The organism is Streptomyces malaysiensis subsp. samsunensis (genome assembly GCF_024519315.1).
GTDB classification, from domain to species: Bacteria; Actinomycetota; Actinomycetes; order Streptomycetales; family Streptomycetaceae; genus Streptomyces; species Streptomyces malaysiensis.
This window is the reverse complement of the sequence record NZ_JANIIC010000010.1, coordinates 40,538-54,224: the sequence shown is the minus strand read 5'-3', so window position 1 is coordinate 54,224 and position 13,687 is coordinate 40,538. Positions and strand designations below refer to the sequence as shown.

General features: G+C 69.9%; 12 protein-coding genes and 2 tRNA genes. 4 read left to right on the top strand and 10 right to left on the bottom strand.

Translation table 11 applies throughout. The annotated features are described in order from the left end of the window. Positions 1–2: 2 nt before the first annotated feature. Positions 3–773, bottom strand: a complete 771-nt coding sequence (locus NQU54_RS11195; RefSeq protein ID WP_257630921.1) for a DUF881 domain-containing protein — start codon at positions 771–773, stop codon at positions 3–5. Positions 774–918: 145 nt separating this feature from the next. Between NQU54_RS11195 and crgA the strand changes: the two genes are divergently transcribed. Then, positions 919–1,176, top strand: coding sequence for a cell division protein CrgA (gene crgA, locus NQU54_RS11190; RefSeq protein WP_030827826.1), 258 nt, complete (start codon positions 919–921; stop codon positions 1,174–1,176). Between the two features lie 335 nt (positions 1,177–1,511). Here crgA and NQU54_RS11185 read toward each other — a convergent pair whose 3' ends face one another. Then, positions 1,512–2,396, bottom strand: coding sequence for a rhomboid family intramembrane serine protease (locus NQU54_RS11185; protein WP_251771801.1), 885 nt, complete (start codon positions 2,394–2,396; stop codon positions 1,512–1,514). A gap of 111 nt (positions 2,397–2,507) precedes the next feature. Further along, positions 2,508–3,041 (bottom strand): peptidylprolyl isomerase, encoded by a 534-nt coding sequence (locus NQU54_RS11180; RefSeq protein ID WP_069861444.1) that lies wholly within the window; start codon positions 3,039–3,041, stop codon positions 2,508–2,510. A 295-nt stretch (positions 3,042–3,336) separates the two neighbouring features. Between NQU54_RS11180 and NQU54_RS11175 the strand changes: the two genes are divergently transcribed. Further along, the gene (locus tag NQU54_RS11175) at positions 3,337–4,053 is read left to right on the top strand and encodes a DUF5324 family protein (RefSeq protein ID WP_257630920.1); all 717 of its coding nucleotides are present in this window, start codon (positions 3,337–3,339) and stop codon (positions 4,051–4,053) included. Between the two features lie 161 nt (positions 4,054–4,214). Here the strand turns inward: NQU54_RS11175 and NQU54_RS11170 are convergent, their stop codons facing one another. Together NQU54_RS11170 and NQU54_RS11165 are read right to left on the bottom strand one after the other, a co-directional pair. After that, entirely contained in the window at positions 4,215–5,372 is a 1,158-nt protein-coding gene (locus NQU54_RS11170) for a response regulator (protein ID WP_257630919.1), read from the bottom strand. A gap of 187 nt (positions 5,373–5,559) precedes the next feature. Further along, positions 5,560–5,632: transfer RNA gene (locus NQU54_RS11165), tRNA-Ala, on the bottom strand. A gap of 118 nt (positions 5,633–5,750) precedes the next feature. Between NQU54_RS11165 and NQU54_RS11160 the strand changes: the two genes are divergently transcribed. Further along, positions 5,751–6,296 carry a helix-turn-helix domain-containing protein gene (locus tag NQU54_RS11160; protein ID WP_069861242.1) on the top strand — a complete coding sequence of 182 codons (546 nt, stop codon included), beginning with the start codon at positions 5,751–5,753 and terminating at the stop codon, positions 6,294–6,296. Positions 6,297–6,341: 45 nt separating this feature from the next. After that, positions 6,342–7,610: a serine/threonine-protein kinase gene (locus NQU54_RS11155; protein WP_257630918.1), complete on the top strand. Its 1,269-nt coding sequence runs from the start codon at positions 6,342–6,344 to the stop codon at positions 7,608–7,610. A 647-nt stretch (positions 7,611–8,257) separates the two neighbouring features. Here NQU54_RS11155 and NQU54_RS11150 read toward each other — a convergent pair. The 5 genes from NQU54_RS11150 to gyrA form a co-directional block, all read right to left on the bottom strand. Next, positions 8,258–9,613 (bottom strand): hypothetical protein, encoded by a 1,356-nt coding sequence (locus tag NQU54_RS11150; RefSeq protein ID WP_257630917.1) that lies wholly within the window; start codon positions 9,611–9,613, stop codon positions 8,258–8,260. A gap of 204 nt (positions 9,614–9,817) precedes the next feature. Next, on the bottom strand, positions 9,818–9,952 hold the full coding sequence (locus NQU54_RS11145) for a DLW-39 family protein (RefSeq protein WP_003958712.1): 135 nt from the start codon (positions 9,950–9,952) through the stop codon (positions 9,818–9,820). Between the two features lie 191 nt (positions 9,953–10,143). Then, positions 10,144–10,217 (bottom strand) — tRNA-Ile (locus tag NQU54_RS11140). Positions 10,218–10,278: 61 nt separating this feature from the next. Next, positions 10,279–11,043: a DUF3566 domain-containing protein gene (locus NQU54_RS11135; RefSeq protein WP_079152839.1), complete on the bottom strand. Its 765-nt coding sequence runs from the start codon at positions 11,041–11,043 to the stop codon at positions 10,279–10,281. A 3-nt stretch (positions 11,044–11,046) separates the two neighbouring features. Beyond that, the gene (gyrA, locus tag NQU54_RS11130; RefSeq protein ID WP_257630916.1) at positions 11,047–13,671 is read right to left on the bottom strand and encodes a DNA gyrase subunit A; all 2,625 of its coding nucleotides are present in this window, start codon (positions 13,669–13,671) and stop codon (positions 11,047–11,049) included. Positions 13,672–13,687: the final 16 nt, after the last annotated feature.

Sequence of the window (13,687 nt, the reverse complement as noted above, 5' to 3'; positions counted from 1 at the left end):
CGCTATCCGATGGGCTGTGCCTGGTGCAGATCCACTGTGCCGGAGTAGCCGGGAAGAGTCACCGTGTCGTGCTTGTCGACTTTCCAGCCGAGGCCGTACGCATCGACATAGCTGCGGTAGTTCTGGATCGCGGGCGAGGCGGAGAGGGCGGCGCTCAGCTTGCCCCGGTCACCCACGGCGGTGACCTTGTAGGGCGGGGAGTAGACCTGGCCCTGGAGGATCAGGGTGTTGCCGACACAGCGGACCGCGCTGGTGGAGATCAGCCGCTGGTCCATGACCTTGATCCCCTTGGCGCCGCCCTGCCACAGCGCGTTGACCACGGCCTGGAGATCCTGCTGGTGGATGACGAGATCGTTGGGCTGGGGGTCCGGGACGCCGGGGATCTTCGGGGTGGCGTTGGGCGGGGCATCGGTGAGGGTGACGGTGAGCCCGGAGCCGGAGAGCTCCCTGGTGCCGGCGGTCTCCTCCAGGTCGGCCAGCTTGCGGCGCTCGGCCTCGGTGCTGCCGTTGTCCCGCCGGGCGAGGGCGTCGACCTCGGAGCGTATTTTGGCGGTGCTCTCGCCCAGGGTGCCGTTCTTACGGCTGCGCTCCTGGATAAGATCGGAGAGCCGCAGCATCGATTCATCACTGCGGAGATTGGTGCCCTGGGCTGTGTTGAAACTGGTCCAGAAGATCACTCCGGCCAGTGCGAAAACCGCTCCCGTGAGCAGCCGCACGGGCCGGAACCGGGGGTGGCGGGACGCCGGGGTGGGGAAGTCAGCGGAATTGCTCAACGTACCCTTACTCCTTACGACGCCGCGGAAGGACTACGCTAACCGACGTGTGGGGGAGGGACGTGGTCCCCGTCGCTGTCCCGCCCCGGCGCCGTCCGTACACATCCCCGCGCGGTCACGCAGCGCATCGACAGGAGAGTTCCTCGTGCCGAAGTCACGGATCCGCAAGAAGGACGACTTCACGCCGCCGCCCGCGAAGCAGGCAGCCAGCATCAATCTGAACAGCGGCCGCCGGTGGGTGGCACCGCTGATGCTGGCCATGTTCCTGATCGGCCTCGCGTGGATCGTCATCTTCTACGTGACCACGGGGGACATGCCGGTCGAGTCACTGGGCAACTGGAACATCGTCGTCGGCTTCGGCTTCATCGCCGCGGGCTTCGTCGTCTCCACCCAGTGGAAGTGACCTGGCTGTCCTCAGGGTCGTCCCCAGGTTGTCCACAGAGTTATCCACAGCCGGGGAAAACTCAGAAGATCTGTGGATAACCTCTGCCGTGTTGACGCCGGTGTGACCGGCGACGGGCGTCTGTTCGATCGTTCATACCCCCGCCTTCCTGCGAAAACGCAGGTCAGTCGGGGGGCGTCCGCAGGTTCTCCACAGGTTGCCTAAGATCCACCACTCGCTGTGGACAACTGAGCGGGTCCGGCCCGGTTCAGGTCATCGGAGATCGTCGGGAACCGTCCACGGCACTGTGGGCGGACGTCCGGCATGGCCCGCCGCTCACCGGCCGACCACTCCGCTCAGCCGGTGAGCTGCACCGTCCGGATCCACACCATCGCGACGATCGCGAGCAGCACCAGGACGCAGGTCCCGCGCTGCACCAGCGCCCGCTTGTCACGGGGCGCGTGCACCATCCCGTACGCCACCACCGTGCCCGCGACCAGGCCGCCGACATGGGCCTGCCAGGCGATTCCGGACCAGGTGAAGGTGAAGAGCAGATTCAGCGCCAGCAGTGCGATGACCGGGCGCATGTCGTAGTTCAGCCGGCGCATCAGCACGGCGGTGGCGCCGAGCAGACCGAAGATCGCGCCGGAGGCGCCAAGCGACGGCTGGTTCTGCGCGGCCAGGAGATACGACAGCGCACTGCCGCCCAGCCCCGACAGCGCGTACAGCACGATGAAGCGGGCGCGGCCGAGCGCGGCCTCCAGCGGGCCGCCGATCCACCACAGCGAGAGCATGTTGAAGGCGATGTGCATCAGCTGCTGGTGCAGGAAGACCGAGGTCACCAGGCGCCACCACTGGCCCTCGGCGACACCGACGATCTGCACCGTGCCGGGGTCGTAGGCGCGGCCGACCAGGTCGAGATCGTTCACCAGCCGGTCGCCCGCGGACAGCACCGCGAGCCATACCGCGATATTGATAGCGAGCAGGATCTTGGTGATCAGCCGGGGGTCCGACGTCATCGTGCCGCCGGCCAGTGTGCGCGGCCGCGCGGCACTCGGCGGGGGACCGGCGGCCGAGGCCCCGGACCCGGACGACACCCGTCCGCTCACGCACTCAGGGCACTGGAACCCCACAGAAGCGCTGATCATGCACTCGGGGCAGATCGGGCGCTCACAGCGGGTGCAGGTGATGCCGGTCTCCCGCTGGGGGTGCCGGTAGCAGCAGACCGCCTGGTCCTCCATGGTGTCCCCTCGCCCCTTGTTCCACTTCTGATCGGGCGTTCCCCCGCCCCGCTTGTTCACACGGACACTTGTTCACACGGACAAGCGGGGCATGAAAGTTCCCCGATGCGCTCAGCCCTCGCGGGTCTCCACGACGACCGACTCGATGACGACGTCCTGGAGCGGACGGTCGGTGCGCGGATTGGTCGCGGTGCCCACGATCGCGTCGACGACCTTCTTGCTGGCCTCGTCGGCGACCTCGCCGAAGATGGTGTGCTTACCGGTCAGCCACGCGGTCGGGGCGACCGTGATGAAGAACTGCGAGCCGTTGGTGCCCGGGCCGGCGTTGGCCATCGCCAGCAGGTACGGCTTGTTGAAGGCCAGGTCCGGGTGGAACTCGTCACCGAACTCATAGCCGGGGCCGCCGGTCCCGTTGCCCAGCGGGTCGCCGCCCTGGATCATGAAACCGCTGATCACCCGGTGGAAAACGGTGCCGTCGTAGAGCTTCTCCTTGGCCTTCTTGCCAGTGGCCGGGTGAGTCCACTCGCGACTGCCTTCGGCCAGTTCAACAAAGTTCTTGACCGTCTTGGGGGCGTGGTTCGGCAGCAGCCGGACCACGATGTCGCCATTGTTCGTCTTCAGGGTGGCGTAAAGCTGCTCGGCCACGATCAACCTTCCATCGTTTTCACTTCCGTCTCCTGATCCTCGCACGGACGCAACGCCGACGAGTAGCCGCGGAGGCGCCGCCGGGCGTGCCGACCCGAGCGGTTTCACCGAGAACCCCCCTATGACCCGGATGCCCGTTCACACATGCTGACCGCGCCGCCAACGGGCATGATCTCCACAAACAGGCATGATCTTTCTTGGGATGGAAACACGAAACTGGGCAAATAGAGCGCGCGAGGAAAACGCACGACTCTGAACCCCGGAGCTTGACCACGCCACCGAGGAGGAGGATCCCGTGACCCGCATTGACAGCGTGCGAGCCGCGACCGGCACGGCCAAGGGCAGTGTCCTGCACGCCGCGGAGGCGGTGGCACCCTACGCCGGCACGGCCAAGGACACCGCGGCGCGCTACGCGAACGAGGCCCGCGTACGGCTGGCGCCGAAGGTCTCGACCGCGGCGCACCAGGCCCGGTGCACAGCCGGTGCCCAGTACCACGCCCATGTCGCGCCACGGCTCAACCAGGCCCGCGGCACCCTGCCGCCGAAGGTGGACCAGGCCGCCACACGGGCCGCCAAGCGCACCCGTAAGGCGGCGCGGTACGCCGCCCACTACACCGCACCGCGGATGGAGCAGGCGATGGCCGGGATGCGCGCCGCCGCCGGACCCGCGCGCGAGGAGGCGGCCATCCGCACGGGCGCGGCCATCGCGGCGCTGCGCACCCATGTGACGGCCGCGGAGATCGAGAAGCTGGCCAGGAAGCACCGCCGCCGGGCCCGGGCCGCCCGTATCGCCAAGCGGGCGGCCTTCATCGGGCTGGTGGGCGCGGCCGTCTACGCCGCGTGGAAGTGGTGGGACAGGCAGGCCAACCCCGACTGGCTGGTCGAGCCCCCGGCGGCGACCGAGGTGGGCGACCGCGAGCGGCTATCGGCGGTGGACGGCAGCGACCAGAACACCCTCGACCCCGAGGCGCGGGCCAAGCAGGCCGAGGCCCGCAGGGACGACGAGCGCTGAACGGCGCCGCCGCACAGGGCGCCCGGCGCGGCCCTCCACGGCGAGCGCCCGGCGCGGCCCTCCACGAGGGGCGGGAGACCAAGGGATCTCCCGCCCCTCGCCCCGTCTCACCGCCTCGCGCCGTCTCCACGCCGCGTGCCGTTTCCGCACCAGCCCCCGGCTCAGCCCCAGTCCGCCGGGTCCTCCCCCTGGGAACGGCGCTGCCTCCGCTCCAGGAAGATCTCGGTGAAGACCGAGACCTTGGCCCGTAACGCCCAGGGGTCGAATGGCTTGGCCATGTAGTCCACCGCACCGGCCGCATAACCCCGCGAGGAGTGCTCGGGATCGGCGCCCATCGCGGTGAGGAAGATGATCGGGATGTCGCGGTTGCGAGGACGGCGCTTGATATGGGCCGCCGTCTCATAGCCATCCATCTCGGGCATCTGCACATCCAGCAGGATCACCGCGAAGTCATCGTGGTCGAGCAGCGCTTTGAGTGCCTCCTGTCCGGAGGTCGCGGTCACCAGCTCCTGGTCGAGCGTGGCCAGCACGGCCTCCATGGCCAGCAGATTGTTCTGCTGGTCGTCCACCACGAGGATCTTCGGCCGCGGGCCCGTGCCCCGCTTGGGCGCCGTGGGCCCCTCCGGACCCCCGGGCGCCTGCTCGGGCTGTGGCACGACGACCGGAGGCTGGGACTCCACCATGGCCAGCTGCCGCTCCAGGACCAGGCAGCGCTCCTCCGCCCGCCGCCCCCGCAGCCGCACCTCCTCCAGCTCCTCGGCCAGCCGCCGCACCTCCTGCTGGAGCAGATCCCGCTCCTTGAGCAGCTCGTCCCGGTCCGGGAGGTCCCGCTCCAGCGCGTCCGCCCGGGCACGCTCCGTCGCCCATGCCGCCTCGGCCTGGTTCAGCCGCACCTCGAGATCGGCGATGCGGTGCTTGCGGTCCAGCAGCGCCTCGCCCAGCGCGTCCTGGTGCGCCATGGAAACCCGCGCGTCCCGGTCGGCATCGGCCAGCTGGACCTGGAGGATCTCCATGGCGTGCCCGGGGGAGCGGCTGGTGCGGACCGCGGCCCGGTGCAGCTCCCGCACCAGCTCGATGGCGGCGGGGGTGGGAGCGACGCCCCGCCGCGCGGCGAGATCGGCGAACAGATCGAAGACGAACTCCCACGGCGGGATGCGGGTGCCGTTCAGAAACCGCGAGACGGTGCTCGGGTCCCGGTGCCTGCGCACCGCGTATCTGCGCACCGAGATCCCCAGCCCCAGGAACAGCTTCCTCAGCTCCACCGCGAACACCCGGCACTCCTCGGGCAGGTTCTCGCCCAGCGGATGCAGTTCACCCATCGTGTCCCCCTGTACGGCGGCCTGCGCCGATCAGACGACTCCCGGGCGATCTGCCCGAGTTGTGGGAAACACCCTGGAGCATCCCGCGGGTGTTGCGCCGGGTATTGACAGGAGTGGCAACACCGATATCAGGGGCGAAACGAAACAGCCAGGACACCGATCACGGTGTCCCGGCTGGCGATGGAGGTGGAGCCTAGGAGAGTCGAACTCCTGACATCCGCCATGCAAAGACGGCGCTCTACCAACTGAGCTAAGGCCCCTTCGCCGATCAGGATACCTGGTACCGACCACCATTCCCGACCGGGTATCGCTCGCGCGTAGACCTCTCCGTAGGATGCCACGCAAGATTCGCGGCAGCGAAGCGAAGGGGAGAGCGAGATGGACGCAACACAGCAGGATGCCACCGCGCGCGCACGGGAGCTTCAGCGCAGCTGGTACGGGGAGCCGCTGGGGGCGCTCTTTCGCCGTCTCATCGACGATCTCGGTCTCAACCAAGCACGTCTCGCCGCCGTCCTCGGTCTGTCCGCGCCCATGCTCTCGCAGCTCATGAGCGGCCAGCGAGCCAAAATCGGCAACCCCGCGGTCGTCCAGCGGGTACAGGCGCTCCAGGAGCTGTCCAGTCAGGCGGCGGACGGCAGGGTCAGCGCCGCCGAGGCAGCCGAGCGCATGGAGGAGATCAAGAAGTCCGCGGGCGGCTCCGTTCTCAACTCCACCCAGACCACGGCGAGCACGGGCGCCCCGACCGTAAGGCGAGTGGTGCGCGAGATCCAGTCGCTGCTGAGGTCCGTGTCGGCCGCGGGAGACATCATCGATGCCGCCGACTCCCTCGCCCCCACCCACCCCGAGCTGGCAGAGTTTCTCCGTGTGTACGGCGCCGGGCGGACCGCCGAGGCGGTCGCCCACTATGAGGCGCACCAGAGCTGACGGGCTGAACTGCTGACGAGTCGATGACGGGGCGGGCACGGCGCGATGGGTGAGATCTTCGCGGGCCGGTACGAGCTGGTGGACCCGATCGGGCGTGGAGGGGTGGGCGCCGTATGGCGCGTCTGGGACCATCGCCGCAGACGGTACGTGGCAGCGAAGGTGCTCCAGCAACGCGACGCCCACACACTGCTGCGCTTCGTCCGGGAACAGGCCCTGCGGATCGATCACCCCCATGTACTGGCACCGGCCAGCTGGGCGGCCGACGACGACAAGGTGCTGTTCACCATGGACCTGGTGGGCGGCGGCTCGTTCGCCCATCTCATCGGGGACTACGGCCCGCTGCCGCCCCGTTATGTGTGCACACTGCTCGACCAGCTGCTCGCCGGACTCGCCGCGGTGCACGCCGAGGGTGTGGTGCACCGGGACATCAAACCCGCGAACATCCTGCTGGAGTCCACCGGGACCGGCCGGCCGCACGTCCGGCTGGGCGACTTCGGCATCGCACTGACCAAGGGCGAGCCGCGCCTCACCGAGGCCAACTACGTGATGGGCACGCCTGGTTACTTCGCGCCCGAGCAGATGATGGGCGACGACCCGGACTTCCCCGCCGACCTCTTCGCCGTCGGGCTGGTGACGCTCTATCTGCTCACCGGGCACAAGCCGGACGGGGAGGCGCTCGTCAAGCTGTTCGAGCAGGGGGTGCCGAACGCGCCCACGGACGTGCCCGAACCGCTGTGGCAGGTGATCGCAGGCCTGCTGCAACCGGACCCCGAGAACCGCTTCCGCACCGCCACGGGAGCGCGGAAGGCGCTGGCGACAGCGATCGATCTGCTGCCCGAGGCCGACCTGGACGACGAGGCCATCGAGGTCTTCGACCATCTCGGGCCGCTGCCCACCGGGTTCGGCCCCGAAGGCCCGACCCGGCCGCGCCGCCGCCATGCGAAGGCCGACCCGCCCCAGGGGAACGGCTCGGCGCCGTCCGGACCTCAGTCCACCGCCGAGACGGCCCCGCCGTCGGCGCGGCCCCCGCCGCCCAAGCGGACCCGCCCCAGCAGCCCGCCGGTGAGGCGGCTCCTCCCCAGCCGGCCACTCCACAGCCGTCCATGTCCGACACCGGCAGCTTCACCCTCCCGCCGCCGCTCCCCCGGAACGACCAGCCACAGGTCCCGCAGACCCCGTCCGACCGGGCCTCGCGCCCCGAGACCCCGCCCGGCCGCACTCCGCACACCCATACGCCCGGGGCTCCTGGGTCTCCCGGGGCTCCGTCCTCCGAAGTCCGGTACACCGGGCCCCCATACGCCCAGGCGCCCCTGAACCGGACCCCACCGCCCCAGCCCGCGGGCCCGCCGACACCGACGCCCCCGCCACCGGCCGCCCAGCCCGCGACTCCGCCCCCGCCGGTCCAGCAGCCGTCGATACCCCACCCGCCGGCCCCGCCGACCCCTTCGACCGCGGCCCCGCTCCCACCGGCACAGCCGCCCGTGCACCATCCGCACCACGCACAGCAGCCCCCACACCCCGTACAGCCGGTGCAACATGCGCACCCGCATACGCCCACCCCCGCTCCCCATCCGACCGCGGCTCCCTCGCCGACTCCGACGCCGACACCCACGCCGACTCCGACACCGACCCCGACGCCGCCCCCGCGTGATTTCCCTTCTACTCGTCCATACACCGCCGAGCGGCCGCAAGTTCCCACCGCGACCCGGCGACGCCCCGGGCCGTCCCGGAGGGCGACGCTCTCGATCCTGATCGTCGCGGCGCTGTGCTTCGCCGTCGGCGCATGGGCGCTGGTCGCCTCGGGCTGAACAGCGCACTCCCCTGAGGCCCCCTGACGACGCCCCCGCTGACGACGCCCCGCGACACGCCTCGGAGAAATCAGACCCCGGCGACCGAACAGACCCGAGCCGCCAAACAGACCCCGGCCACCAGGCAGACCCCAGCCGCCGAACAGACCCCAACTACCAACCCGACGGCGGCCCGTACTGCTGAGACGAGGCCCGGCGCCTGGCGGCGTACGTCCACACGCCGAGCCCGAGCACCAGGGCCGTACCGGTGCCGATGCCCGCGTACCCCACCACCCGCAGCGCGGCCTTCGAGTCGGCGATGCCGGAGCCGGGCCCCTCCATCCGGTCGTCGTCCGCCGCGGCGTCCGGATGGCGCTTGGCCGCCCGCCGGTCGGCCGCCGTGAGCCCGAACCCCGCCTCGACCGGGTCCTTGTCGTAGCTGGGCCCGCCGCGCGCGGCGCCCGCGACCCGCACCCGCAGGACGACCGGCACCGAGGTGTTCAGATGCGGTGCCACCTGTGGCGGGTTGAGGGTGACCGCCAGGAAGTACCCGCCGCTGAAGCTCATCGCGCGGACCGTGGAGCCGGTGTTCGCATACCGGTTTCCGTAGGCCACCGGCGCGGTGGTCACCTGGGTGCGGGGCGACTCGCCGTCCTGTGCGGCGGGGGTGCCGCGCTTCGCGAGTCCGCGCGCCGGGTTGTAGGCGTGCATCGACAGTGCGCGGTCGAGCAGACGGGTGCTCTGGTCCTTGCCGTCGGCGGACATTTCCGCGACGGCGGAGAGGCGCTGGCCCCAGTCGACGGGCACCCGGTAGAAGTGCGTCTCCCCCGGCGTGATCTCGTCCCTCCACACCCCGGTCCCCAGGGTCGGCGCGTCGGTGAAGCCGCGCCCGCCGCTCCTCGGCCAGGCCGTGCCCTCCGGTGGCTCGGGCGGCGGTGTGCTCGAACTCCCCTCCGGGGCCGCCCCGGTGGCCCCGCCCTTCACGGGTGGTTCCACCATCAGCCGGAGCTCCACGGGCCAGCGCTCCGGGTCCGGCGATCCGTCCTGGCGCTCCACCGTCACCGCATAGCGCCCCGCCTGGTGGCAGGAAGCGGGGCCGGAGTCCGTCTGGCGGGAGGCGTAGTCGGCCAGGGGATAGGCGACGCCACTCGTCTCGACCTTCGGGGAGGCGGTGCCGCAGATGGCCCCGTCAGGGCTCTCCAGCGTCACCTTCACACCGTCGCGGTACGAGGTCACCTCCGCCCCCGGCCGGGGCGCCGCGACCGCCGAGACATAGGCGGCCGACTTCGTGTCGAGCGTCACGCCGTAGTACCGCTTCTCGCCCGGCCCGATGCTGTCGACATAGGTGCGGCCGGCCGCGAGGGAAGGGGCGCCCGGCTCACCGTCGGCGCCGTCTATCCGGGTGCCCCGGGTCTCGTACGCCCGGGCCCCGGCGGCACCGTCGGCGAGGGACGTCCCCGGTGCCGCGGCCACCGCGCACAGCGCCACCGCCGCGGCGAGACCGGCCCTGACCTTGCGGCGGTCCTTCATCGCGCGTCACTCCTCGTCGTACCGGCCGGTCAGCCCGTTCAACTTTGCCTGTGCAAGCTATTCGTTTGCGAGAGTGAAACACGAAGGCCGCCCGACATCCCGTCCCCCGACGCCCCCGCGACTTCCCCGTCAGGCGCCAGTAAAGCCGACGGGGCCCCGACCACTCCAGCGGTCGGGGCCCCGTATCGGGACTGTCGTAGGGGCTCACACACCCGAGCCTGCGGGCACGGAGTCGGTCGCCTCCGTCCACAGATCCTGCTCGGCGCGATCCGCCTGGATCTGGCGGTACACGAGGAGCCCGCCGATGGCGGCCAGTGCGACCAGGAGCAGCTTCTTCACTGCGCTACCTCGTCTCTTTCTTGACGTAGGGGACCTCTGGCGCCCGATGATACACACCGACCGATACCGATCGGTGACCTATGACCGGCATTGGCAGGTGAGAAATCGGGAAGGAACCGGGGATCAACTCCCGGCCCTCATACGACATCAGCCTGGACGGAGAAGATCTCCATCCAGGCTGATCGCGACGGTGGGGCTAACAGGACTTGAACCTGTGGCCTCTTCCTTATCAGGGAAGCGCTCTAACCGTCTGAGCTATAGCCCCGCGCTGCACCGAAAGATTAGCGCACCACCTGCCCCGTCCCAAAATCGGTATCGGCGGGCCGCTACTCGTCCTCGGCCAAGGTCAGCTCGACGCCGCCCACGAAGCCCGCCGACAGGTTGTAGATGAAGGACCCGAGCGTGGCCAGCGCGGTCGCCAACACCACATTGATCACGGCGATGATCGCGGTGAACCCCAGGACACGCGGAAGCGACAGGAACGACTCCAGGTCGAACCCGCTGCCCTTCTGCGACTCCGTCGCATCGCTGATGGTGTTGCCCACCGCGCTGAAGACGCCCATGGCGTCCATGACCATCCACAGCACCGCCACCGCGATCACGGTGCAGACGCCCAGCGCGATCGCCAGTAGGAAGCTGACCTTCATGACCGACCACGGATCGACCTTGGCGACCCTCAGCCGCGCCTTACGGGTCCGCGGCGCCTGACGGGCCCCCGCGGACGTACGGGGGCGCCGGACGCCCGTGGCGGCCTGCTGGTGCCCCTGCTGGGCGCCTTGGGCCGACTGCCCGGGCACCCCGGAACCGCCCCGTCCGGCCCCGCCGCCGGGCGGCGGGGCGTATGCCTGCGGCGGGTGGTACGGCTGCGCGGGCTGGGAGGGGGCGGGGCGCTCATTGGGGAGCGGGCTGGCGTACTGGGGGTGCGGATCGCGCTGCGGCCGCAGCTTCCGGGTCTCCGTCACGGCGGACTCCCCGGCCGGGCCACGGGCGCCTTCCCCAGCGGCGGTGCCGCCCACCGAAGTCGGGGCTCCCGGTCCCGGACGCCCTCCGGCGTCCGCACCGCCGCCCGCGGCACCCGTGGCTCCACTCACGACTTACTCCTCGGTCTCGTCGGCCGGGGGCTCTGTGCCCTCGGCCGCCTCGGACGCGGCCTCCTCGGCTGCCACGTTCCCGGACGAGGATTCCTCCTCGACCTCTTCAGCCTCACGACCGGCCTCGGCGTTCCGGGCGATGCCCACGACGGCATCGCGCTTACCCAGGTTGATCAGTTGGACGCCCATGGTGTCACGGCCCGTCTCCCTGACCTCATTGACCCGGGTACGGATCACGCCACCGCTGAGCGTGATGGCGAGGATCTCATCCGTCTCCTCGACCACCAGCGCCCCGACCAGGGAACCACGGTCCTCGACGATCTTCGCCGCCTTGATCCCGAGACCGCCGCGCCCCTGGACGCGGTACTCATCGACATTGGACCGCTTCGCGTACCCACCGTCCGTGGCGGTGAACACGAACGTACCGGGCCGGACCACATTCATCGAGAGGAGTTCGTCATCCTCGCGGAAGCTCATGCCCTTCACACCGGAGGTCGCGCGCCCCATCGGCCGCAGCGAATCGTCCGTCGCCGTGAACCGGATCGACTGCGCCTTCTTGCTGATCAGCAGCAGATCGTCCTCGGAGGAGACCAGCTCGGCACCGATCAGCTCGTCCTCGCGGCCGTCCTCCATCTCCCGGAGGTTGATCGCGATCACACCGCCGGAGCGGGGCGAGTCGTAGTCCTTCAGCGGGGTCTTCTTCACCAGCCCGGACTTGGTGGCCAGCACCAGATACGGCACCGCCTCGTAGTCCCGGATGGCAAGAATCCGCGCGATCTTCTCATCGGGCTGGAAGGCCAGCAGATTCGCCACATGCTGGCCGCGCGCGTCGCGTCCGGTGTCCGGGAGCTCGTACGCCTTCGCCCGGTAGACCCGGCCCTTGTTGGTGAAGAACAGCAGCCAGTGGTGGGTGGTCGAGACGAAGAAGTGCGAGACGATGTCGTCCTGCTTCAGCTTCGTCCCGCGCACGCCCTTGCCGCCGCGCTTCTGCGAGCGGTAGTCCTCGGTCTTGGTGCGCTTGACATAGCCGCCACGCGTGATCGTGACGACGATGTCCTCCTCGGCGATCAGGTCCTCGATGGACATGTCGCCGTCGAAGGGGACCAGCTTGGAGCGCCGGTCGTCGCCGTACTTCTCGACGATCGCGGTCAGCTCCTCGCTGATGATCTGCCGCTGCCGCTCCGGCGAGGCGAGGATCGCGTTGTACTCGTTGATCTTCGCCTGAAGCTCGTCGTGCTCCTGGATGATCTTCTGACGCTCCAGGGCGGCCAGCCGCCGCAGCTGCATCTCCAGGATCGCGTTGGCCTGGATCTCGTCGATCTCCAGCAGCCCCATCAGGCCGCCGCGCGCGGTGTCGACCGTGTCGCTGCGCCGGATCAGCGCGATGACCTCGTCGATCGCGTCCAGGGCCTTGAGCAGACCGCGCAGGATATGCGCCCGCTCCTCGGCCTTGCGCAGCCGGAAACGGGTCCGGCGGACGATGACCTCGACCTGGTGCGTGACCCAGTTACGGATGAACGCGTCCAGCGAGAGGGTGCGCGGCACACCATCGACCAGCGCCAGCATGTTGGCGCCGAAGTTGGTCTGAAGATCGGTGTGCTTGTAGAGGTTGTTGAGCACGACCTTGGCGACCGCGTCCCGCTTGAGCACGATGACCAGGCGCTGGCCGGTGCGCGAGGAAGTCTCGTCGCGGACGTCGGCGATGCCGCCGATCCTGCCGTCCTTCACCAGGTCGGCGATCTTCTGCGCGAGGTTGTCCGGGTTCACCTGGTACGGCAGCTCGGTGACCACCAGGCACTGCCGGCCCTGGATCTCCTCGACCTCCACCACCGCGCGCATGGTGATCGAGCCGCGCCCGGTGCGGTACGCCTCCTCGATGCCCTTACGGCCGACGACCAGCGCCCCGGTCGGGAAGTCCGGGCCCTTGATCCGGTCGATCAGGGCGTCGAGCAGCTCCTCCTGCGTGGCCTCGGGGTTGGCCAGGGCCCACTGGGCGCCCTCGGCCACCTCGCGCAGATTGTGCGGCGGGATGTTGGTGGCCATGCCGACCGCGATCCCCGCCGAGCCATTGATCAGCAGGTTGGGGAAGCGGGCCGGCAGGACCGTCGGCTCCTGGTTACGGCCGTCGTAGTTGTCCTGGAAGTCGACGGTCTCCTCGTCGATGTCCCGGAGCATCTCCATCGACAGCGGCGCCATCTTGCACTCGGTGTACCGCATGGCCGCCGCGGGGTCGTTGCCCGGGGAGCCGAAGTTGCCGTTGGAGTCGACCAGCGGCATCCGCATGGACCAAGGCTGGGCCAGCCGCACCAGCGCGTCGTAGATCGACGAGTCACCGTGCGGATGGTAGGTGCCCATGACGTCGCCGACGACGCGGGCGCACTTGTAGAAGCCCTTCTCGGGGCGGTACCCGCCGTCGTACATCGCGTACAGCACCCGGCGGTGCACCGGCTTGAGGCCGTCCCGGACGTCGGGCAGCGCACGGCTGACGATCACGCTCATCGCGTAATCGAGGTACGAGCGCTGCATCTCCGTCTCGAGGCCGACCGGCTCGACGCGGAGGGCGGCGCCGTCGGCGAGCTCGTCGGGGGTCTGGTCGTCGGGCGTGTTCGGGGTGTTCTCGTCGGCCATTGCTGGTCAAAGTCCT

Bases quoted from the DNA above. Each gene is read 5' to 3' on its own strand.
- NQU54_RS11170 (WP_257630919.1), bottom strand. From the start codon at position 5,372: ATGGGTGAACTGCATCCGCTGGGCGAGAACCTGCCCGAGGAGTGCCGG.
- NQU54_RS11155 (WP_257630918.1), top strand. From the start codon at position 6,342: ATGGGTGAGATCTTCGCGGGCCGGTACGAGCTGGTGGACCCGATCGGG.
- gyrA (WP_257630916.1), bottom strand. From the start codon at position 13,671: ATGGCCGACGAGAACACCCCGAACACGCCCGACGACCAGACCCCCGAC.
- NQU54_RS11185 (WP_251771801.1), bottom strand. From the start codon at position 2,396: ATGGAGGACCAGGCGGTCTGCTGCTACCGGCACCCCCAGCGGGAGACC.
- NQU54_RS11150 (WP_257630917.1), bottom strand. From the start codon at position 9,613: ATGAAGGACCGCCGCAAGGTCAGGGCCGGTCTCGCCGCGGCGGTGGCG.
- NQU54_RS11160 (WP_069861242.1), top strand. From the start codon at position 5,751: ATGGACGCAACACAGCAGGATGCCACCGCGCGCGCACGGGAGCTTCAG.